Consider the following 19,845-nt stretch of genomic DNA (forward strand, 5'->3'; position numbering starts at 1 on the left):
ACTTGCATGTATTAGGCATGCCGCCAGCGTTCGTCCTGAGCCAGGATCAAACTCTCCAATAAAGTATTGAAAAGAGCGATAAGCTCATTTTGAATCTGACGAGATTAAAAATCTCATTTGTGCTCCAGYCGATTCAAGCCAAGGCTTGTCTCAAACTTTCGCGTTCATTCTGCAAGCAGAATGTTTACTCACTCGTTGTTCAGTTTTCAAAGATCAAACACGATTTGTTTTACTTTTTTTCGTCTCAACCAAGTTTCGGCGGCGACTTAAATAATGTAACACATTTCGTTTATTTTCGTCAAGAACTTTTTTTAATTTCTTTTTTGAAGCTTTAGTTCTTCACTTTTCCTCTGAAGAATTTATCGTTTGTTGGCGATAATCTCGTTTGAGGAACGAAATATAATGTATCATATATCGTGAATGAGAGTCAACATCTTTTTATAAATTATTAAACAAACAAAAAAGGAAGGTTTCCCCTCCCTTATGTTATCAATATAATGTCAGGCCTCTGGAGAAGGTTATGCCTCAATCCAATACCGAATTTCCCGGCCCTCTCCTCCGATTGATGGCCATCCTGCCGATTCTTTTACAATAGAACGAAAGACCAGCTTACGTATTACCAAAGGCAGATCTTCTCGAACAAATCTTAACTGTGGATGATGAACAAGTTCATTCATGCTCCACGGCTCCTTGCGACTTCTTAACACACGCAGCAGCAGTTCTGAGCACTCACTCATTTTGGACATTACGGAAAACTCACAGGCAAGCAGGACAAGCTCTACTCGCTGCTCCAGCGTCTCCGAGCTTACGGTAAGCTCTTGATAAAGTTTCCATAAAGCGCGATCCAGATTCTGCACATGTGTCCAGACGGCATGATCCGGGTATATCCCCTGTTCAATCAATACAATTCTTGCCCAGTTCCCCAGAGCCTCTAATACATTGTAGTAGGCGTCTACAACATGACCTTCCTGAATATGACGTTTGGCCTCCACATACATTCTCAAGAAACTGGTGAATTCATGAAGCAGCTTCTGCTCACGCAATTCTGCCCCATAGGTAGACAGTTCTTCTCGCAAATCACTTAAGGCGCTGTCCGCTTCCCAGATAATCTCACCTTCAATCAGACACTGGGTGAGATTATTATGATTCCCGGTTACTACACTACTCTTTAATTCATGACGGCTCGCATAGATCATCTGATAACGAAGATCACCATATCTGTAATGTCCGACCGTCGACTTCAATTGATCATCATTATGAACAACAAGTACTAATAATTCGAAATCTTGAATTAGGGAGCCGTGGAATCGCTCTCCCGGGTGGGAATAAGCGATAGCCCCAACTGCCCCTGTCTCTTCCGACTGTTCGGACAAAAAAGCAAGGTTCTTTAATTCCACGATTCCCTCCATACATTTCATGGCAGATAAGCGCCAAGTCAGTTATAATGTAATTCTACATCCAGACTGAAGTTTCCTTCTTTTCCAGGTCCAATACTACTCATACGATAGGAGCATTTTTCATGATTTTTAAATCAGCAAAAATTAATGCTTTTCGCACTTGGGGATTACTACTGACCATGCTAGGTATGGGCCTAATGATACTGGGAACAGCCGGGATTGTTTTCTGGGGACATGCAGGCAAGGTATTCGCAGCTGTCGGACTCGTCATCGGACTGATTGCCATGATGGCCAGTCTAGCCATTTATTTCTGGGCGGGTATGCTCTCCACCAGTGCAGTACAAGTCGACTGTCCGGAATGCGGGAAGTTAACCAAGATGCTTGGCAAAACGGATCGTTGTATGTTCTGTCATACCATCCTCACCCTGGACCCTAATAAAGCCAACATGACCAGTCAACAACTGAAAGCGCCTTCTACACAAGCTCCCCCCACCGATGGTTAGCACGATATGATCTCCAACCGCTAAATGTCTTTTCCCTTAATTTCATTGAAGAACAAAAAAAAAGGCCCGGTATGTTTACCGGACCTTTTTGGACTTGGCTTGTAAGTAAGCCTTGTTGCTGTTATCAATGCTAAGATATGAAGTTAAGTTATAATTTCTATGACTAATAAAATGATAAATTACATGTAAGATGGTATCAGACGAGGGCAACTTCTGACTTTTGCAAAGCAAAACAAGAGAAGAGATCCGTCGAACACGGAGCATGAGTAAATTATTTCTGGTACCCAGCCTGCTTCAATACCTCCCATGCAGAAGCATTAGCAAAGCTTCGATTCCATGCTGCTACTCCGCCCAGCTTCAGCGAAGCAATCAAATCCACACGCGCCTGAAGGGACACGGCATCTTCGATCCATATTTTCTTGGTAGCTCCGTCTTCCTTATATTCCACATAGTTCTGTCCACTTGCCTGATCCAGTTCAGGTTTGAGTTTCTTCTCTTGGATCAGCTCCACAATGGCATTCATGCCCACCGCTTTGGAAGACACTTTAACCTCACCCTGATCATTCGTCTCTTCCGTCCATATCCGGGTATAGAGCGGAACCGCCATGATCAACTTGTTAGAAGGGACTTCATCCTCCTCAAGTATGCGTCTCATGGAAGCCTCGGTCCAAGGCAGAGATGCTACTGAACCTGCCTTGGGACTGGCCGCCCAATGTTCATCATAAGCCATCACAATAACATAGTCTGCAAAAGAACCTAATGCACGGCGATCCAGAAAGGCAGACCACATCTCACTGTTTGATTTTGGTGTTACATCAATTGATAACATCAATCCATGTATACGAGCCATCGCCTTGATCTCGCGCACAAACTGCGTAATATTCGGCCCGTCATCGGTATACACGTTCTCAAAATCGATGTTGATACCATCCAGTTGATACGTCTGTGCATACTCTAACATCTGCTCAATAATATGAGTACGTGTCTCGTAAGAAGCTACAGCTTCTTTTGTAACGTCCGGATCAAAGCTGTTATCCATGAGTCCCCATACTTCCATACCCGAACGGTGAGCCCAGTTCACATAAGCTTGGTTTCCCTTGCTTTTCACAGTGCCCTGTCCATCCGTAATATGAAACCATGTGGGGCTGACCACATTCACACCTGGCATTTTACCGATAGAGCCCACATCAGGCTGACGATTGTACACGGCTTCCCAAACCAGATTTACCGGTTTATTCTGCCACTTCTTCTCTACTGCAGTCAGCGTATACTTGGGCAAGTCCACCTTCTTTTTCTCGGTGAGGACAATATAATCATTATCTACATATCCGGCGTATCCATTATCGAGTTGAACAAAACTCTGTTTATCACCCGTCTGCCAAACACGTACCCGTGCATCCTTTTCCATGTCGGCAATGATTGGTGAGGATTCTCCCCCACGTTTATATAACGGCACCGTTTTGTCGGCTTTGGATGATAACGTATCAATCTCTGCATACTGTATCATGTCTCCACCACGCATCAGCAGCACAGCACCTGTTACTGAATCTTCCTGTACGGTTATGCCATATACTTCTTTCAAAGGTTTGAGCGGAATATAGGCTTCTCCGTCCTTAACCTCAGGCTTAACTGTCATAGGATAATCTTTGTGATTAAGTTCTGCTTGTGTGCTTCCATCTTTCATATGAAGGACTCGCTGAGGAGAGGCAATAATGATATCTCCCGATTCTGATTCATAACGTATGCCTGCATCAATCGCTTCTTGTAGCACATCTACAGGCAACTTGAGTTGATCTCCTGTACCCAGAGCGTCTCCATCCATCAGTTGCCCATCTACAAAAATAGGCTGGCTTCTTCCTACCCAGTCGGGGTCTTCATGGGTCTGGTTCAACCATACATTTGTTATAAGCCAGTAAGCCCCCCCGGCGATCAGACAAGCCCCGAGAAAACCGGGCCAAAATGAACGTCGCTTCTGACGTGTATATCTGCTTTTTCTACCCAAACGTCTACCTCCGTTAATTATGCTGATCATAAGGATGTGCGCATAAGTTGTTATAAAGATGAGCATTTTGCATAAATGCTAAAAAAAAACGTGAAGAATCCATACTGAATTCTGCACGTTAATATTGTAATTCAACTCTCTTAATCCCTGCAACTTTTGCAAACGCCATATACTTCCAATCGGTGACCGTGTACTTCGAATCCTGTACTAGACTCCGCCTGAAGCTCTACACTTTTGAGTGAAGGATAGCTGAAGTCTTCAATCTTGCCGCATTGATCACAGATAACATGATAATGATCCGTCACATTGGCATCGAAGCGACTTGAATTATCTCCGTATGTCAATTCCCGGACCATGCCAGCTTCCAGAAACATCTTCAAATTATTATATACCGTTGCCACGCTCATACTGGGAAATTGGGGTTCAAGGGCTCGGTAAATTTCATCGGCTGTCGGATGCCCCATGGATTCCATCAGATAGTTCAATATGGCATGACGCTGGGGTGTAATACGGACACCGGTCGTTTTCAGATGCTCCAACGCATGTTGGACACGTGTTGCCATAAAACCCACCGCCTTACCTTTCATTCTCTGGTGAAGAGTAAGTTACCGTCTCCTCGCTCAGAGTTGATTCCCGGCCATTAAGAACGACAATCCATCTTTCATGCCGTGTAATCTTGCCAGTGTACATTTATTGTACGGCGATTACAAGTTTATTGTCAACGCGGCAGTCAAGGAACCTCTGTAGAATCCTCCTGGGAATTTGCTCCGTCTTCGGTTGTCTGTTCCAGATTCTCAGCCGTATCTTCAGAATCAGGTGTAACTGTTTCAGGCGTAGATACAGCCGGGTTACTCTGAATGGTGAGATCACTGTTGCCTTCAATTTTCACCCTGTACTCGCCCTCACCGAGCTGGCCTTCTATGGTTTTATTCTGTACTTTGAACGGCAGATCCGTACTTAGATCTCCATAACTGCTGGAACCCGCAAGACTGTAGTCTCCACGATCAGGAAGTAATACGTTAATGGCTCCCACCGCACTGTACACATCCCAGTCCCCTCCGACTTTGGTAGATACGATGTTAATACTGCCATTAAGCGATTGGGCTTTGATTCCCAGATTGGCTCCATCCAGCGTAATATTGCCGTTGCGTGTCTCTGCGATGAATTCACCAACGGAGTCCGCAATACTGATACTTCCCACTTGTGTAGCAAGATCTACATCGCCGGAAATACCGCGAGCCTTCATATCTCCACGGTTACTGTCCAGATCGACATTACCTATGGCGTTGGCTACAATGACATCCCCGTTCAACGTTTTCCCGGAGATATCTCCAACAGCATTGGTAATCCGGATACGTCCGTTACCCGTTTCGGCCAGTATGGTACTAATGGCTTCCGGACGGTTTAATAATATGGCTCCATTGGAAGTTCGAATATCCAGATTAAAACGACGATCATCCGGGATCGTTATGGTAAGATTCATACGCGGCTGCGTTTTTTCATTGTCTCCATACGTCTTGCCTGTAGCTTTGATATAAATCACTTTTGTACCATCGGCCTCTACAAAAGAGGCTGCTGCAACGGCCTTTGCCTGTACTTCCGTCGTCTGATCTACCCAGATCACCGTCCGTACTTCAATCTCATCCGTATCTCCGCGTTGTACCGAGATATCTCCGTTGACACCTTCAACCACCAGATCTGACGTATCCATGCGAACAGGTACACGAATCGTGCCCTTATCCTCCATATATCCTGCCGCTTGACTGTAGTCCATGGATGCCGCTCCGAGATTTAGACTCACTCTATTCCATAAGTGCATGTAATGATCCTGCTCGGTAACGATAAATACGGAAGCTGCCAAAATCAGTGAGGTTAGAATGCCTTTGGCATCGGGTCTGAAACGTACTTTGATTTGCTCATCAGGATTGCTCGGGTTATCCGATTGCACCTTGTTTCTTCTGCGTGTCCACAGAAACAGCACAATATATTCAACACCCAAAACAACGAGCAAAAATGGCCACCAGTCCACCATCTCATATACGTAGTCAGTTCCCCACCGTTTATCCAAAATCAACAGCACACCGACCGCTATGATTAAGGCGGCAGCCGTATAGCGGCCAACCCGGACTTTACGGTTCATCACGTTCCCTCCTTGTATCGTTTCCACTACATTTTTTTCTTGTTCAACATCACCCAGAACTCACGACCAAACAGAAGCAAACCGCCTACGATCATGAGAACCGCAAATGAATATCCGCCGTACATGGCGAGAAGCTCTTGAAACCAACGTGGTTTGCGGAAAAAAAGTACCATTAAAGATCCTCCCACAATCAGAAGTAATCCAAACGATATGCCTCTCTCCCAGACCATCATTGCATCTCGTGTAGAACGTTCATTGGTTATCGGCTTGTCCGAAGTTGCCTGGGTTACTGCTCTACGTCTGCGCATCATGACCCAATCTGCAGATTGCAACACATCATATACATTGTAAAAGTAAATAACCGGAATACACAAAGCCAGCAAGATGAGCAATGGCACATTGATCTGTATACCAATGGATGAGAAGTACAACACTGCTGACAGATCAAGCAAAACAAGCAGCATAAAGGTCAAACCCCTCATGTACAATCTCAGATAAATATGACCCAGACCAGGAATAATGGCACTCAGTAATCCCGCAATAAACTTGTGAGTCCGATTTCTGACCGGTTTGGTCTGAACTGTACGAGTCTTTTGGTTCAATTGACGTCTCCGTTTCATAACATACTCCTCTCTTCTGATCTGACCTTCCGCTCTTCATGCATTTGGTTAGATAGTACCCTAAAGAGCAAGGAGAGTAACTGGAAGAAATATGGATATGACCAAAAACCCTCCGGCACTACTGGCCTGGGGAGGGTTGTAATTCATTATTCGATCGACACCTTGGTAACGTGTTCCCATTGTCTTAACTTGGATACCAAGCCTACCGTTTGGAAATCATGCGGTACCTGAACATGTAACACAATCTCAATTTTACGTTCAACCGACACCATCTCTGCATAAGCCAAGTCTTGTTCATTCACGGTAATTTTACGAATTTTGATCTTCTCCTGCTCCATACATGAAGACAGTTGTTCGAGAAAACCGGGTTCTGACAAGGTATGAAGTGTAACGACATGCAGTTTGTTCCCTCGTAGATACCTTAGCTCTAATTTGTTAAATACCCAGAGATTAAGCAATACCAGAACGGTGGATACGATAGAGGCAAAAAAGAATCCCGCACCTGCTGCGAGCCCAATGGCTGCAACAACCCAGATTGAAGCTGCTGTAGTCAGTCCGGTAATGGATTTTCCCGTGAAGAGAATTGTCCCTGCTCCCAGGAATCCGACACCAGTAATTACAGCAGTAGCCAGACGCGCTGGATCAATCCTTACGTTTAATTCATTAGCAAAATCTTTAAAGCCATAAACAGACAACATCATAATCAGTGCAGAGCCAAGACATACCAGGATATGGGTACGCAAACCGGCAGCATGATTGGACCGTTCCCGCTCCAGGCCTACGAGCCCTCCAAGCAGCATAGCCAGCAATAATCGTAATAAAATGTGCCACTCATCAATGAACCAGGGATCGCCCAAAGTCGGTATTCCTCCTCAAGTTGTTAATATTATTAAAGTTTATTCTTGTGAAAAGTCGTTAATTCCACTCCAGGTGCAATCTGTGTGACCTCCACGGGATTAAAACCAAATTTGGTGTACAGATTCACTGCGGGCTGATTCAACGTTCCTGTGGAGACGATATAACGCGGAAGATCCGCATGCTGTTCCAACACATACGTCATCAAAGATGCCGCAATTCCCTTGCGAAAGTGATCCGGGTGCACCATCATTCGTGTAATGGTCAGTGTATTCTCCTCTTCCTCCGCTACAGCGACAGCCCCGATAAGCTCTCCGTCATCATGGATACAGCCATAAAAACTCTCTCCACAATCCCGAAGTGTCTCCATCGTATCCATCAAAGGAGGAATCTCCTGAAATCCGATGATTTCGGCTTCCAATCGATAAGCTACATGTTGTAGTCTCCATAACTGTCCCAACGTCTCCAGATCACTCAGTGACAATGGTTGAATGTTCATATCCGTTCCCCCGTCCGAAATACATTTGTATCTATCAATACCAAAAAGAGGCTGTCACAGGGACGAGCCTCTTTCTGTCCGGCCTCACCGGAAGGATTAGCGGTTCAGTACATCTGCAAGCAGTTGGTTGGCTAGAGCGGGATTCGCCTTGCCTTTACTTTCTTTCATAACCTGACCAACAAGGAAGCCAATGGCTTTTTGTTTACCAGCTTTATAGTCTTCCACGGATTGAGGATTATTCGCTACAACCTGCTCAACGATGGCAAGAATGGCGCCTTCATCACTAATCTGCACAAGACCCTTCTCTTCAACGATCTGCTGTGGAAGCTTGCCGCTCTCCAGCATTTCCTTGAATACCGTTTTGGCGATTTTGCTGTTGATTGTGCCCTTCTCAAGCAGGCCAATCATCTCACCCAAGCCTTGACCTGTCAGTGGAACTTGAGTCACTTCAAGGTTGCTCGTATTCAGGTAACCCAGCAAGTCGCCCATGATCCAGTTGGATACGGACTTCGCATCCTGAGTGTATTTCAGACTATCTTCAAAAAGATCTGCCACAGCTTTGGAGGAGGTAATAACCTCTGCATCATAACTAGGCAATCCATAATCAGCCGTGTAACGCGCCTTGCGCTCGTCTGGAAGCTCAGGTATGGTAGCTCTGATCCGCTCTTTCCAGGCTTCATCGATATGCAGCTTCACCAGATCCGGGTCCGGGAAATAACGATAGTCATGCGCCTGTTCCTTACCACGCATCGACAGTGTTTTCCCTTGAGCTTCGTCCCAGCGACGCGTCTCCTGAACCACTTCACCGCCATCATCCAGAATCTCAGCCTGACGGTATTGTTCATATTCGAGACCACGCTGAACACCACGGAAGGAGTTCATGTTCTTCAGCTCGGCTCTTGTTCCCAGCTTCTCCTGTCCATGTGGACGCAAACTGATGTTGGCGTCACAACGCAGTGATCCTTCTTCCATCTTCACGTCCGACACATCACAGTACTGCATGATTGCACGCATTTTTTCAAGATACGCACGTGCCTCTTCCGGAGAAGAAATCTCAGGTTCGGATACAATCTCCACAAGTGGAGTACCGACACGGTTAAAGTCCACCAAAGAAGCGTATCCGCCATCAATATGTGTAAGCTTCCCTGCATCTTCCTCCAAGTGAAGACGCGTGATGCCGATTCGTTTCGTTTCACCATTTACTTCAATATCAATCCAGCCGTTCTCACCAATCGGTTGATCGAATTGCGAGATCTGGTAGGCCTTTGGTGAATCGGGGTAAAAGTAGTTTTTACGGTCAAACTTGCTGACATCAGCAATCGTACAATTCAGGGCCATCGCTGCCTTCATGGCGTAGTCTACCGCCTGACGATTCAATACAGGCAGTACACCCGGATGTCCGAGACAGACCGGGCAGGTATGCGTATTCGGCGGAGCTCCAAAAGCTGTGGAGCAGCCACAGAAAATTTTGGAGTTGGTATGCAACTCCACGTGGACTTCAAGTCCAACGACCGTTTCATATTTAGATGCGGACATTTCTATATTCCTCCGTTCCGGGCAGTCTACAGCTGCGGACGCTGCTTGTGGAATTCTGTATTTTGTTCAAACGCATGCGCTACACGCAATACGGTTGTTTCATCAAAGGCTTTACCGATAATCTGCAGGCCAACAGGCAATCCATCCGAGAATCCACATGGAATGCTAACAGCAGGTACACCAGCAAGGTTAACCGGAATAGTCAAAATATCGTTCAGATACATCGTAAGTGGATCATCCACCTGTGAACCCAGTTTGAACGCCGTAGTTGGCGCAGTTGGTCCGATAATCACATCATATTTGGCAAATACATTGTCGAAATCCTGTTTGATCAATGTACGTACCTTCTGTGCTTTCAGATAATAGGCATCATAGTAACCCGAGCTGAGTGCATACGTTCCGAGCATGATACGTCGTTTCACTTCCGGACCAAAACCTTGACTGCGGGACTGATGGTACAGATCCAGCAAGTTATCCGGATTGTCAGCACGCACGCCATAACGTACACCATCAAATCGAGCCAAGTTGGAAGAAGCCTCTGAAGATGCCAGCAGGTAATACGTAGCCACCGCATATTCGGTATGCGGAAGGGATACTTCTTCCCATGTTGCCCCGAGCCCTTCAAGAACTTTCAATGCAGACAAAACTGTCTCTTTCACTTGTGGATCTACGCCTTCGCCGATGTATTCCTTCGGAACGGCAATGCGAAGCCCTTTGACATCACCTGTCAGTCCGCTCAAATAATCCGGGATTTCTACTTTTGCAGATGTCGAATCTTTGGCGTCATAACCAGCAATGGCTTGCAATACATAAGCAGAATCTTCAACATTTTTCGTCAAAGGACCAATCTGATCCAGGGATGATGCAAATGCAACCAATCCAAAGCGGGAAACAAGTCCGTACGTCGGCTTCAATCCAACAACACCGCAATACGAAGCAGGCTGTCTGATGGAGCCACCTGTATCTGATCCAAGCGTGAAGTATGCTTCTCCCGCAGCTACAGCTGCTGCCGAACCACCGCTGGAACCTCCTGGAACACGATCAAGTGCCCATGGATTACGTACAGGGGAGAAACTTGAATTCTCATTGGAGCCGCCCATGGCGAATTCGTCCATGTTGAGTTTACCAATAGTTACGGTGTCTGCAGCTTTCAATTTCTGGACAACTGTCGCGTCATACACCGGGTCGAAATTACGAAGGAATTGGCTACCACACGTCGTGCGCAGTCCGTTCGTAACGATGTTATCCTTAATACCTACAGGCAGACCAAAAAGCAAACCTTTCTCCTCGCCGCTAACCAGACGGTCATCCAGTTGACGTGCACGAGCGCGTGCTTTTTCTTCATCCAGTGCCAAATATGCCTTAACTTTATCATCATGCGCGCCAATGTTCTGATACGCCTGATCCACCAAATCGCTGACCGACAGCTCTTTGGCATGCAACTTGTTATGTAACTCAGGCAACGATTGTTCAAATAAACTCACAGTTTTTGTCCTCCTTCCGGTTATCCGTTATTCCATTACTGCAGGCACTTTAAACTGCCCGTCTTCTTCTTCCGGTGCATTGCGCATCACCTGTTCAATCGACAGGCTTTCTTTGGTCTCATCTTCACGCATAACATTGCTTACGTGCAGAACGTGAGTGGTGGGCTCGATGTCTTCTGTATCCAGCTCATTCAGCTTTTCTGCATATTTTAAAATCGCGTTCAGCTGACCTGTCAGGGTCTGTTCTTCTTCAGCAGTCAAGTTGAGCCGGGCCAGCTTGGCCACATGCTGAACGTCATTATTCGAAATACTCATTAGCGGATGCCTCCTTCATTCGTTCTGATTCCCGAAACGACCTGAAACGAATCGCTCGTTTAACGGGCTAAAGTCTCAAGATAACTTTTTTCATTATAGGTGAGATAGTTCGACAATTCAATGCAAATGACCTGACAGGCTTCCGGGAAGCTAAAATCAAACTTATAAAATAAAAAAGAGCCGGCATCAGCCGACTCTTAAAATTCTAAATCCATGCACGCAGATTAACCTGCTTTATAAAATCCGCCTGTGACATAACATCGTTCGCGGTTTCCTCTTCCTCTTCCACAGCTTGAAAATCTCCGTTCATCAGATGATGAAACAGCTTCTCATTGTGTGTCGCAAGGGCGTAATCTATCAACGCTTCTCGCTCGACCCGCTCAGCTTCCTGCTTCAGCAGAACCTCTTCCAGATCGACGTCGCCGGATGGAACAAAAAAGTTCCGGTTCACCTGCGGCACTCGAAGCACGTAATCGAACGCATTGTCCGGATTCCGGTCATAAGCGATGATGAAACCATATTCCCCCACAGGAAGATTCTGCTCAAACGCATCCGCGACGATGACAACCTTCTCTCCTAATCGCAGCATCGTCTAACCTCCTGGTAGTCTATCATTAATATTTATTTGTATAGTCTACTAGAAAAGAATAACGATGTCTAGGAATACTAGAATTAAACAACATATTTGTGCAAAATCTTTTTTCCATTTTTAAAATGATGTTATTTCTGTTTCCGTACACCTGGCTTGCGCTGTGATCGAATCACGACAAACCAATATATTATAAGCGGCGTGGGAAATCCTGTGATTCCCCATAATCCCCATAACCAAGGGAAACGTCCACGTCTGCGTGCGTCCTGAAAGATCCATGTGCCCTGAACCAGAAGAAAAATGCCAAGCAATGTAAGCCACAGTGGAGAAATCTCATCCAATGAATAATGTATTTTATTCATGACGAACCTCCTTCCGGCGCCGTCCGGCCCAGATCACAGCCAAAATCACCGCAACAGCTGTACCAAGCGCCTGGATTCCCAGATAAAGAGCTGGAGCAGATACGAAAAATAATGCCCCAAAGGTAATGGCAAGCAATCCAACCAACCAGAAACATATCATCTCAATCCAATTGGCTCGACGTCTAATCTGTCTCCGTTCCCTGACTTGGGCTTCAAGTGCACCCAAAGAAGGAATACTTGTCGGATCAAATGCATCATCCAGCACTTTCATGTGTTGCTGCAATCGTTCCACAACTTCTTGTTCTTGTGCATCATCTGATCTGCTCATCCTTATTCCAGCTCCTTTCTTAACTGACGGAGACCATAAGCTGTGCGTGACTTCACCGTTCCCGCAGGAATATCCAGCATTTCCCCGATCTCGTCATACCCGTATCCATAATAATGCTTCAGTAACACTGCAACACGATGTTCGGGTGTCAGTCTTGTCATCGCATCCATGACATCTGTCCATTCTTCATTCCGAATCTCAAGCTGCCAGCGGAATCGACGTACAGCCTGATCCCGAATGAGAGCAAGCCAGTTCTGTTCTCTCTTCTTACGTCTTGTCTTATCGATATAGATGCGGGTCGCAATGGTGATCATCCATGATGAAAAGGCAGACGTGCCATCATATCGATGGATATTTTCCATACAACGAATCATCGTATCTTGCACCGTCTCTTCTGCGAGGTTAGCGTCCATTGTCACTTTGACAAGATACTTATACACAAACGTGTAGTGACGTTGCAACAACGCTGCGAGTGCGCTATCGTCTCCCGATACTGCTCTGCGTACCTCTTCAAGCTCAGCTACCTTTATCATGAAATCACCTGCTTCCCGTTCAATCTGGAGTTAATACGACAGGCTCTGCAAAAACGTTCAATGAAATCAAAAAAAAATTTAAACCCGACAATTTCCCGGGCAATCAGACTTGATTCCGGTAATCTTGCAGCTTGTCGAACCACGGTTGGTTGCGGGCTCCGTTTCTTAAAACACGGCTTGCCCATATATTCTGCTGAGACTTAACCACTTCATTGGTCACGCTAGGGTTATGTATTAAAGCTCGCTCAGTACCTGTTTCTCTTTTCCCACTTTCCAATATGCGACGGTTTTCTTCAATGATCGGATACTCGACACGCTGATTCAACGGAATAACTCTTGTTTTCTCCACTTTGATATTCCCCACTCTCATGATCTATATAAGTTGAACTAAAGATTATTTACACTGACACTACGATGACGGAATAACCTTCCAATCGCTGTTATCCCCAGATTTTTTGATTCCCTTTTCTTAAAGGGGAAATCCGGTGATAGCTTATGCTTTCGAAGTTGCTTTCTTGCAGAAAGCTTGTAGCTTCGCTTTTACAGGTTTTTTCTGCCCTCTCCGTTATTGTGTAAATGATTAGTTCAACTTATATACTATTTTTCTTAAACTCATCATTTCTAAATCAATCTGTACTTGCTATTGGTCTAAAACTGGCTTGTGATGAAGCGCATCTTGCATCTCTATGTAGCGTAAAAAAGGCTAATTCTGTGATAAAAAGGGGCTGAAAACAAAAAAAAGAACGCAAACCGGGTATAGACCACAGTCTGCGTGCTTCGCGAGGTTGGGTGTTTCTTGGTAATGCTTCAGTTAGATGATGCCTTAACGCTTGTAACAACTAATTGCTATTCTAATGAAAAAGTTGTCACTTGTCCAGACTTTCTTCACATATCATGTCGGATTATCTTGCGGACACGTAAGGATTGTTCTGTTTCTCATAACCAATGGTCGTTTTGGGACCATGACCTGGATATACTTTCACTTCATCAGCAAAGGTGTAAAGCTTGTTCTGGATTGAATCAATCAGATCCCGTTCACGCCCTCCTGTCAGGTCCGTTCTGCCCACACCCATGCGGAACAGCACATCACCGGCAAACAGGTCGTTATCACAAAGCAAACTTACACTGCCTGGTGAATGTCCAGGTGTATGGAACACTTTAAACGTATGACCAATCAGATTCAGCTTCTGCCCTTCGTCCATGGCATATTCAGCAGGATCTGTCGAAAGCGGTGGTGTCGCCTGTGGCCAATTCAAAGATCCATTTAATTTCGGGGTGGTGAGCCAGTCACTCTCCAAGTCATGAAGATAAACGGGACATCCCTTCAATTTACGGATCTCATCTACCCCGCCCATATGATCAAAGTGAGCATGAGTGAGGAGAATGGCTTCGATCTCCAAGTCTTGGATCGCCTTAAGCAGCGGCCCTGGATTCATGCCTGGATCGATAATGACGGCTTTGCCCGGATCATCTCCTTGTAGAAGATACGCGTTGGTCTGAAGCGGGCCTAGTGTAAACGTACGAATGTTAAGCATATCGGCTTAGTAACCCGAAATCAGTTCACGCAGCTCACGGATAATGGCCGCATGTGACTCCGTTCCTTCCCCATAACGTTTACCAATCTCTTGACGCGCTACAGCCAAATTTTCTTGATAATCTGCTGCTTCACGATCCGGATTAAGGCGTTTGAATTCAATCATGACTTCCTGTACATGCTGCGGACGAGGTCCCCACTGACCTAACACATGACCACCTGTATCTGCAAAAATAACGACTGGCACGGAACGGCCACCCATCGTCAGGAACTCATCCATCACTTCCGGATGGTTCTCCATAATCAGAACTTCTGTTGGAATTCCTGAGATTTCAAGCGCCTGGAACACAACCGGAATATTACGGACAACATCCCCGCACCAGTCAGCAGCCAAAATTAACACACGCAGATCATCGCGATGGTTCAGGCTCTCAAAGAACTCACGATCCTCTTCGTTCGACCAAGTAAAGCTATCATAGTTGGCCTGGAATTCACTTTGGTTCTTGGTCATACTCTCGATAAAATCTTTCGGTGGAAGACCTTTACCGAATTTGTGAGACAAGTTGGGTTTACCCATGACTAGACACTTCCTTTCTTTTTACGAACATTCATCCATTTAATAAGTACATAAACGATCATAAGGGCGAGAGCGACAAGCAAAATAGGCATAACATATGGTGCCGCTTTCTCATCAATATGCTTCCATTGATCTCCAAGAATCATCCCTAAATATATAAACAATGCAGTCCAAGGTATAACAGCGAGTGTAGTAAGCAAGATGAATTTGCCTGTGTGCATTTTCGTGATGCCAGCCGGGATGGAGATTGCATGTCTTACCACCGGAACAAAACGCGCTGTGAAAATGACACCTGTACCATACTTGCGGAACCACTCCTCGGAATGGTCGATGTGTTTTTTCTGGATGAGTATGTATTTACCGTAGCGTTCAAGTACAGGTCTGCCGCCATAACGGCCAATCCAGTAAATAAATAACTGGGCAATCACACCGCCCACAGTACCAAAAATCATAGCACCGAAGAAGTTGATATTACCTTGTGAAACGAGAAAACCTCCATACGCCAGCACAATTTCGCTTGGGATAACTTCCAACATTAATCCAAGCATGATTCCAAAGTACCCAAGACTTTGAATCCAATCGAACAATTGGCCAACAAGGTTATGAATAAAGTCCATCTCAACCCTCTTTCTCCATCCTGATTGGCGGTGCCCCTCCGCACCATGGATGTTCGTCCCTATTTTATCACAGGGCTGTGGACGTTGCTACTTCACGAGGTTGGGATAGTGTCCCGTTCGTAGCAGTCCGCATATGGTATGGGGAGAGGAGCGTGAGAAGATGTCACACAAGTCAATACCCGGTTCTCCGCCGGTCAAACATAAGCAATCCGGTCAAAACCTTCCTTCCGCCAGAGGAATTCGCAGAGCATGCAGCAAGGAATTGTACCGGACAGCCAAAAGGCTAAAAGTATATGTCTCTCCCGAACGGATGAAACAGGCGGAAGAATATTATTACGGTAAAGTGATCACAAATCTGCTCTGGATTGGGGAGAATCGCGATAACCGCAAGAAATTATGTGAGTGGTGGAACAAGGATGTCAGTGCAGAGATCGCCGCGATGTGGGAAGTAGACGTTGAACCATTAAAAGATGCGTTTCAGCACGCATTTGGCGGTTATCGTCTGTAGATTATGGAGGAATGAGGCAGATAGCTGTGTCTTCAAACCTACTGAAAGACGTAGCAAAGCTGAAGCGAATCTTAAGCGAATCTGAACATGTTAGGAACGGGTGAGGGCACGGGCACTGTGTCCTTAACGTGTGATGTTAATGCCCCCTTCACGTACGAGCAAGCGATAGAGACAACATAAATGCGAATTGCTCACTTATGATGTAAAGCTTCGCTCTGGGCGGAGTTCAGGGTCGTCCTCTGGCTTGCGGATCGAGCAGAGCATGGAGCCGACCACCATGGGGAGCATGAACATAAGCTGGGATTATATTTTCATGCTCATTCTCATACTCAAGCCCAAGCCCATGAGCGGTAACGAATCTGAGGCGTCTTATTCAACGATTTGAAGCGTCTGCAGAAATCTAAGGAACCTGAGACACGTTATATCGGAATTTTTGACCTTTTATAGGTTTTTGTTAGGGAATTTCCGGAAATAACGTGTCTGATGTTCCTTACAATTTAAAAGGAGGAGCTAAAGGCCAAATAAGACGTCCTGTGTTCCTTAGAAAATCGCATACCCATCCGCGAGGAGCAACCGGCTTGGACTCCCAGAATTTTTAGACGTTGACATCCATCATCATATAGCTTGGGTAAACGTCAAGATCCAGCAGTGATTCAAGGGCTCCGCTTGGTCAACTCTGGAGTGAACGGAGGAGAAGAACCCGAAGCAAGCCTGCGCAGGTTCTCTCCATAGCCTGGAGCATGTTCTTCCAGTACAAAACGACGATCATTGCGAACGTTTCCTGCCTCCACTTCCTCCGTCAGCAGTTGATACCGTTCATACATCTGGACACCAGCGGCGGCAGTCTGTCGGGCTCGATCCGTGAATCCTGCCTTCCATTCCCGCCGCGTTGCCTGCTCCATCCAATACAAAGCCGTGGATTGGCCAATGCCATCATACCGATTCAATGCGATCGCTTGTTCAAAATATTCTCCAGCCTGCTGTCCTTCGCCGAATTGGGCTACCAATCGTCCCAGTTCGATGTAAATCTGAGGGTGCATCGGGGAATGGGACAAGCTGTTCAAAAGGAATGATTCTGCTTCTCGTCCCGGAAGAGATCGTGCAAGGGATATCACGATATCCGGTCGATTCGGGTTAGACTGAAGAGCAGCCATAAGATGCACCTTCTGTGCTGGTGTGCCATCCGGTTCAGACATCGCCTGATGGTACTGCACTTCTGCTACGGCATATCGAGAGGTCAGCCAGACTGTTCCACCAATCCAGAAAAGGATGATCATCACTGTGGATACCCTTATTAGCCAAGCAGTTACTCGCTGAAAAATATGAAAGAAGGAACGCATCGAGACAGCTGATGGGTGGGATTCGGTTGATAAATATCGCAAGAAAAGAGATCTGGATCTGGATCTGGATTTAGATCTCGATTTAGATCTCAATTTAGATCCCGATTTGGATCTGATAGGAGTGTATTTTACAGTTACGCCGGATCGTTGGACTCCCTCTGTTTCCGTCTTCAATGCAGTTGCCCAAGCACCGAGCCAGATGAAGAGCATCCAAAATAATGTAAAGCTCCAGTCAAAGTCCATCGCCCCATGCAGGCCAAAAATAAGCACAGAAGGCATGAGCTGCGGTGCAAAATGAAAGATGCTTCGCAGGGTGAGGAGAAACCACCCTGCGACAAGCACGATGCCGATCATGCCCGTGTCCAGGGCGAGATCGAGCAGGCCGTTGTGGACCTCGCCTCCGACATAAGGCGAGGATTGAATGGCGCGGAATATGTTGCGCCATGTATCCCCACCGTGGCCGAGCCATGCGGCCTCGGTCCACAGCTGGAGGGCGTCCCGCCACATCTGTAGGCGGGACACCCCAGTGCCGACACCCGCCGCGATGCGATCGGCGGTGGAGGCCACGGCCATTAGTGCGGCGGCGGCTCCCGCCAGCACGATGGCCGTCAGGGCAGCGGCGCGTGGAGCCTTGGCGGCGCCGCTGTGCCATAGACGGCACAGCAGCAGCGTGCCGAGCAGCGCAGCTGCCCATGCCCCGGCCAGTGCCAGCAGGCCGGGCACGGGTGCAGGCGCCAGCTGGGCAGCAACCAGCTGGCGGTACAGCCAGGCCGCGCACGCCAGTGGTGCGGCCATGGCCAGCAGCAGCGGCAGGCGGGCACCGCGCCGCTGCAAAGCAAAGGCGGCGACCGCGGCGCAGCCGGTCGCCAGCCAAGCGCCGCGCGACTCGCTCAGCAGAAGCGCGGCTTGCGCAGGCATGAGCGGCAGCACTGCCGCGATGAGTCGCCCGGCCGGTACAGGCCGGGCTATGACTCGTGCGGCGGCTGTCAGCCGCTCCAATGCGTACATGCCAACAACGGCACCGTACGCATTCGGGTACTGCAATAGTCCGCTGAGCCTTGCTCCGGCGGAGCTGATCTCGGGGTCAGCAGTCCGCATCACCCCGAAGGGCAGCGGCAATATCCCGCATACGGCAAGGATGCCGCTTAGCACAAGCAAGCCTCCTGCCATCTGCCAACCGCAAGCTAACCAACGCGCACCATCCGTGCGCGTAGCCAGTATTGCAGTGAGCAGCGTAAACATCGCAAGTAGGCTCCACCGCAGCATCTCATCCATGCTGCCCTGTTTACTCACCGAGCCTACCCATGCATGTAGCCCAAAACATGTCATCATCCCCAGCGGCCATAATACCCGCCACATTCCTGGAAATCGAAAAATTTTCTCAACGATTCGTTCGAGTCTCCCCCGACCCTGTCCCAATGACATAGGTATTCGTTCACTCGCCTTCTGTGGACGAATACCTACAAGGAAAAGCAAAAACATAATCAATATGCTTCCTGCTGCGATCAATAGGACAGGGTACATATCCGCTTGATAGTACAGTCCCCGACTCAGACATCCTGCAAGCAGCAAGACAATAGAGAGTATGCCCAACCCAACAGTCCACCCAGATCCTGAATAACGTTTACACCTCAAACTTTGAGAAAAACTCCCTGACGCATCGGTCTGAATAGCTCCATTTGGATTATTTTTATCCTCTTTTTTATACGTATCATCTTTGTTGTATGTATCTTCCCTATTATATGTACTGTCTTTACTGTCTTTACTGCCCTTACTGTCCCCATTACATAAGTCCCTGTTATCTACATATTCTGTACCATTTGCATGGTGAGACCGTTCAAACGCCTGTTTCACTATTACCTCGTTCGCCGCATACCCTCGTCTATCCCTCACAACTCCCTTATCCATTGTCCTATTCTTCATCTCTACCCTCCTTCCACCGCTCCATATGCATAACAAAAAGACAGAAGATCCCGATAACGGGTCCTTCTGCCTGATATACATCTGACAGTTATGATGTTGCTTACTACGCAGTATGTGCATTGAATATCATTTTACATTCAGGGACCCTAATTGCAGTATGTCCCTGGATTGGCGTTGGCACAC

At 46.9% G+C, this 19,845-nt stretch carries 21 protein-coding genes and 1 rRNA gene; 2 read left to right on the forward strand and 20 right to left on the reverse strand.

Features of this window, described 5'->3' with window-relative positions; translation table 11 throughout:
• Positions 1 to 62 (reverse strand): 16S ribosomal RNA (locus AC1DE7_RS17920); the annotation flags it as partial.
• A 456-nt stretch (positions 63 to 518) separates the two neighbouring features.
• Positions 519 to 1,397, reverse strand: coding sequence for a nucleotidyltransferase-like protein (locus AC1DE7_RS17925; RefSeq protein ID WP_477534909.1), 879 nt, complete (start codon positions 1,395 to 1,397; stop codon positions 519 to 521).
• Between the two features lie 122 nt (positions 1,398 to 1,519).
• Between AC1DE7_RS17925 and AC1DE7_RS17930 the strand changes: the two genes are divergently transcribed.
• Positions 1,520 to 1,900, forward strand: coding sequence for a DUF2614 family zinc ribbon-containing protein (locus AC1DE7_RS17930; RefSeq protein WP_017692307.1), 381 nt, complete (start codon positions 1,520 to 1,522; stop codon positions 1,898 to 1,900).
• A 271-nt stretch (positions 1,901 to 2,171) separates the two neighbouring features.
• Here the strand turns inward: AC1DE7_RS17930 and AC1DE7_RS17935 are convergent, their stop codons facing one another.
• The 17 genes from AC1DE7_RS17935 to uptA form a co-directional block, all read right to left on the reverse strand.
• Positions 2,172 to 3,902, reverse strand: a complete 1,731-nt coding sequence (locus tag AC1DE7_RS17935; protein WP_340018516.1) for a glycosyl hydrolase family 18 protein — start codon at positions 3,900 to 3,902, stop codon at positions 2,172 to 2,174.
• Between the two features lie 140 nt (positions 3,903 to 4,042).
• Entirely contained in the window at positions 4,043 to 4,465 is a 423-nt protein-coding gene (perR, locus tag AC1DE7_RS17940; RefSeq protein ID WP_026081471.1) for a peroxide-responsive transcriptional repressor PerR, read from the reverse strand.
• Positions 4,466 to 4,632: 167 nt separating this feature from the next.
• Positions 4,633 to 6,042 carry a DUF4097 family beta strand repeat-containing protein gene (locus tag AC1DE7_RS17945; protein WP_076253605.1) on the reverse strand — a complete coding sequence of 470 codons (1,410 nt, stop codon included), beginning with the start codon at positions 6,040 to 6,042 and terminating at the stop codon, positions 4,633 to 4,635.
• Positions 6,043 to 6,068: 26 nt separating this feature from the next.
• A complete protein-coding gene (locus AC1DE7_RS17950; protein ID WP_036667995.1) occupies positions 6,069 to 6,662 on the reverse strand; it encodes a hypothetical protein in 594 nt (197 codons plus the stop codon).
• A 146-nt stretch (positions 6,663 to 6,808) separates the two neighbouring features.
• The gene (locus tag AC1DE7_RS17955) at positions 6,809 to 7,519 is read right to left on the reverse strand and encodes an MgtC/SapB family protein (protein WP_017692302.1); all 711 of its coding nucleotides are present in this window, start codon (positions 7,517 to 7,519) and stop codon (positions 6,809 to 6,811) included.
• A gap of 32 nt (positions 7,520 to 7,551) precedes the next feature.
• Entirely contained in the window at positions 7,552 to 8,016 is a 465-nt protein-coding gene (locus tag AC1DE7_RS17960) for a GNAT family N-acetyltransferase (RefSeq protein WP_036607041.1), read from the reverse strand.
• 96 nt (positions 8,017 to 8,112) lie between these two features.
• On the reverse strand, positions 8,113 to 9,552 hold the full coding sequence (gene gatB, locus AC1DE7_RS17965) for an Asp-tRNA(Asn)/Glu-tRNA(Gln) amidotransferase subunit GatB (protein WP_047841558.1): 1,440 nt from the start codon (positions 9,550 to 9,552) through the stop codon (positions 8,113 to 8,115).
• Between the two features lie 26 nt (positions 9,553 to 9,578).
• Positions 9,579 to 11,036 (reverse strand): Asp-tRNA(Asn)/Glu-tRNA(Gln) amidotransferase subunit GatA, encoded by a 1,458-nt coding sequence (gatA, locus tag AC1DE7_RS17970; RefSeq protein ID WP_477534910.1) that lies wholly within the window; start codon positions 11,034 to 11,036, stop codon positions 9,579 to 9,581.
• 27 nt (positions 11,037 to 11,063) lie between these two features.
• Complete coding sequence (gatC, locus tag AC1DE7_RS17975) at positions 11,064 to 11,351, reverse strand: Asp-tRNA(Asn)/Glu-tRNA(Gln) amidotransferase subunit GatC (RefSeq protein WP_036607033.1); 288 nt, start codon at positions 11,349 to 11,351, stop codon at positions 11,064 to 11,066.
• A 205-nt stretch (positions 11,352 to 11,556) separates the two neighbouring features.
• Positions 11,557 to 11,940: a hypothetical protein gene (locus AC1DE7_RS17980; protein ID WP_024631336.1), complete on the reverse strand. Its 384-nt coding sequence runs from the start codon at positions 11,938 to 11,940 to the stop codon at positions 11,557 to 11,559.
• A 131-nt stretch (positions 11,941 to 12,071) separates the two neighbouring features.
• On the reverse strand, positions 12,072 to 12,302 hold the full coding sequence (locus AC1DE7_RS17985) for a hypothetical protein (RefSeq protein WP_051449535.1): 231 nt from the start codon (positions 12,300 to 12,302) through the stop codon (positions 12,072 to 12,074).
• Positions 12,295 to 12,630, reverse strand: coding sequence for a YxlC family protein (locus tag AC1DE7_RS17990; protein ID WP_036667998.1), 336 nt, complete (start codon positions 12,628 to 12,630; stop codon positions 12,295 to 12,297). Before AC1DE7_RS17990 ends, AC1DE7_RS17985 begins: the two co-directional genes overlap by 8 nt.
• A 2-nt stretch (positions 12,631 to 12,632) precedes the next feature.
• The gene (gene sigY / locus AC1DE7_RS17995) at positions 12,633 to 13,163 is read right to left on the reverse strand and encodes an RNA polymerase sigma factor SigY (RefSeq protein ID WP_036667999.1); all 531 of its coding nucleotides are present in this window, start codon (positions 13,161 to 13,163) and stop codon (positions 12,633 to 12,635) included.
• Positions 13,164 to 13,266: 103 nt separating this feature from the next.
• The gene (locus tag AC1DE7_RS18000) at positions 13,267 to 13,533 is read right to left on the reverse strand and encodes a hypothetical protein (protein WP_164783448.1); all 267 of its coding nucleotides are present in this window, start codon (positions 13,531 to 13,533) and stop codon (positions 13,267 to 13,269) included.
• A 532-nt stretch (positions 13,534 to 14,065) separates the two neighbouring features.
• Positions 14,066 to 14,698: an MBL fold metallo-hydrolase gene (locus AC1DE7_RS18005; RefSeq protein ID WP_036607016.1), complete on the reverse strand. Its 633-nt coding sequence runs from the start codon at positions 14,696 to 14,698 to the stop codon at positions 14,066 to 14,068.
• Positions 14,699 to 14,704: 6 nt separating this feature from the next.
• The gene (locus AC1DE7_RS18010; protein ID WP_017692292.1) at positions 14,705 to 15,274 is read right to left on the reverse strand and encodes a thioredoxin family protein; all 570 of its coding nucleotides are present in this window, start codon (positions 15,272 to 15,274) and stop codon (positions 14,705 to 14,707) included.
• A gap of 2 nt (positions 15,275 to 15,276) precedes the next feature.
• Positions 15,277 to 15,891: an undecaprenyl phosphate transporter UptA gene (gene uptA, locus AC1DE7_RS18015; RefSeq protein WP_036607012.1), complete on the reverse strand. Its 615-nt coding sequence runs from the start codon at positions 15,889 to 15,891 to the stop codon at positions 15,277 to 15,279.
• Between the two features lie 160 nt (positions 15,892 to 16,051).
• Between uptA and AC1DE7_RS18020 the strand changes: the two genes are divergently transcribed.
• The gene (locus AC1DE7_RS18020; RefSeq protein ID WP_477534911.1) at positions 16,052 to 16,399 is read left to right on the forward strand and encodes a dehydrogenase; all 348 of its coding nucleotides are present in this window, start codon (positions 16,052 to 16,054) and stop codon (positions 16,397 to 16,399) included.
• A gap of 653 nt (positions 16,400 to 17,052) precedes the next feature.
• Here the strand turns inward: AC1DE7_RS18020 and AC1DE7_RS18025 are convergent.
• Positions 17,053 to 19,662 (reverse strand): O-antigen ligase family protein, encoded by a 2,610-nt coding sequence (locus AC1DE7_RS18025; protein WP_477534912.1) that lies wholly within the window; start codon positions 19,660 to 19,662, stop codon positions 17,053 to 17,055.
• Positions 19,663 to 19,845: the final 183 nt, after the last annotated feature.

The sequence above is a fragment of the Paenibacillus sp. 10L310 genome, from assembly GCF_056395745.1.

Coding starts and splice junctions, on each gene's coding strand:
- AC1DE7_RS17985 (WP_051449535.1), bottom strand. CDS start 12,302: ATGAATAAAATACATTATTCATTGGATGAGATTTCTCCACTGTGGCTT.
- AC1DE7_RS18020 (WP_477534911.1), top strand. CDS start 16,052: ATGTCACACAAGTCAATACCCGGTTCTCCGCCGGTCAAACATAAGCAA.
- AC1DE7_RS18025 (WP_477534912.1), bottom strand. CDS start 19,662: ATGAAGAATAGGACAATGGATAAGGGAGTTGTGAGGGATAGACGAGGG.
- AC1DE7_RS18005 (WP_036607016.1), bottom strand. CDS start 14,698: ATGCTTAACATTCGTACGTTTACACTAGGCCCGCTTCAGACCAACGCG.
- AC1DE7_RS18010 (WP_017692292.1), bottom strand. CDS start 15,274: ATGGGTAAACCCAACTTGTCTCACAAATTCGGTAAAGGTCTTCCACCG.
- gatB (WP_047841558.1), bottom strand. CDS start 9,552: ATGTCCGCATCTAAATATGAAACGGTCGTTGGACTTGAAGTCCACGTG.
- AC1DE7_RS17960 (WP_036607041.1), bottom strand. CDS start 8,016: ATGAACATTCAACCATTGTCACTGAGTGATCTGGAGACGTTGGGACAG.
- AC1DE7_RS18000 (WP_164783448.1), bottom strand. CDS start 13,533: ATGAGAGTGGGGAATATCAAAGTGGAGAAAACAAGAGTTATTCCGTTG.
- gatC (WP_036607033.1), bottom strand. CDS start 11,351: ATGAGTATTTCGAATAATGACGTTCAGCATGTGGCCAAGCTGGCCCGG.
- AC1DE7_RS17990 (WP_036667998.1), bottom strand. CDS start 12,630: ATGAGCAGATCAGATGATGCACAAGAACAAGAAGTTGTGGAACGATTG.
- uptA (WP_036607012.1), bottom strand. CDS start 15,891: ATGGACTTTATTCATAACCTTGTTGGCCAATTGTTCGATTGGATTCAA.
- AC1DE7_RS17980 (WP_024631336.1), bottom strand. CDS start 11,940: ATGCTGCGATTAGGAGAGAAGGTTGTCATCGTCGCGGATGCGTTTGAG.
- AC1DE7_RS17930 (WP_017692307.1), top strand. CDS start 1,520: ATGATTTTTAAATCAGCAAAAATTAATGCTTTTCGCACTTGGGGATTA.
- sigY (WP_036667999.1), bottom strand. CDS start 13,163: ATGATAAAGGTAGCTGAGCTTGAAGAGGTACGCAGAGCAGTATCGGGA.
- AC1DE7_RS17950 (WP_036667995.1), bottom strand. CDS start 6,662: ATGAAACGGAGACGTCAATTGAACCAAAAGACTCGTACAGTTCAGACC.
- perR (WP_026081471.1), bottom strand. CDS start 4,465: ATGGCAACACGTGTCCAACATGCGTTGGAGCATCTGAAAACGACCGGT.
- AC1DE7_RS17945 (WP_076253605.1), bottom strand. CDS start 6,042: ATGAACCGTAAAGTCCGGGTTGGCCGCTATACGGCTGCCGCCTTAATC.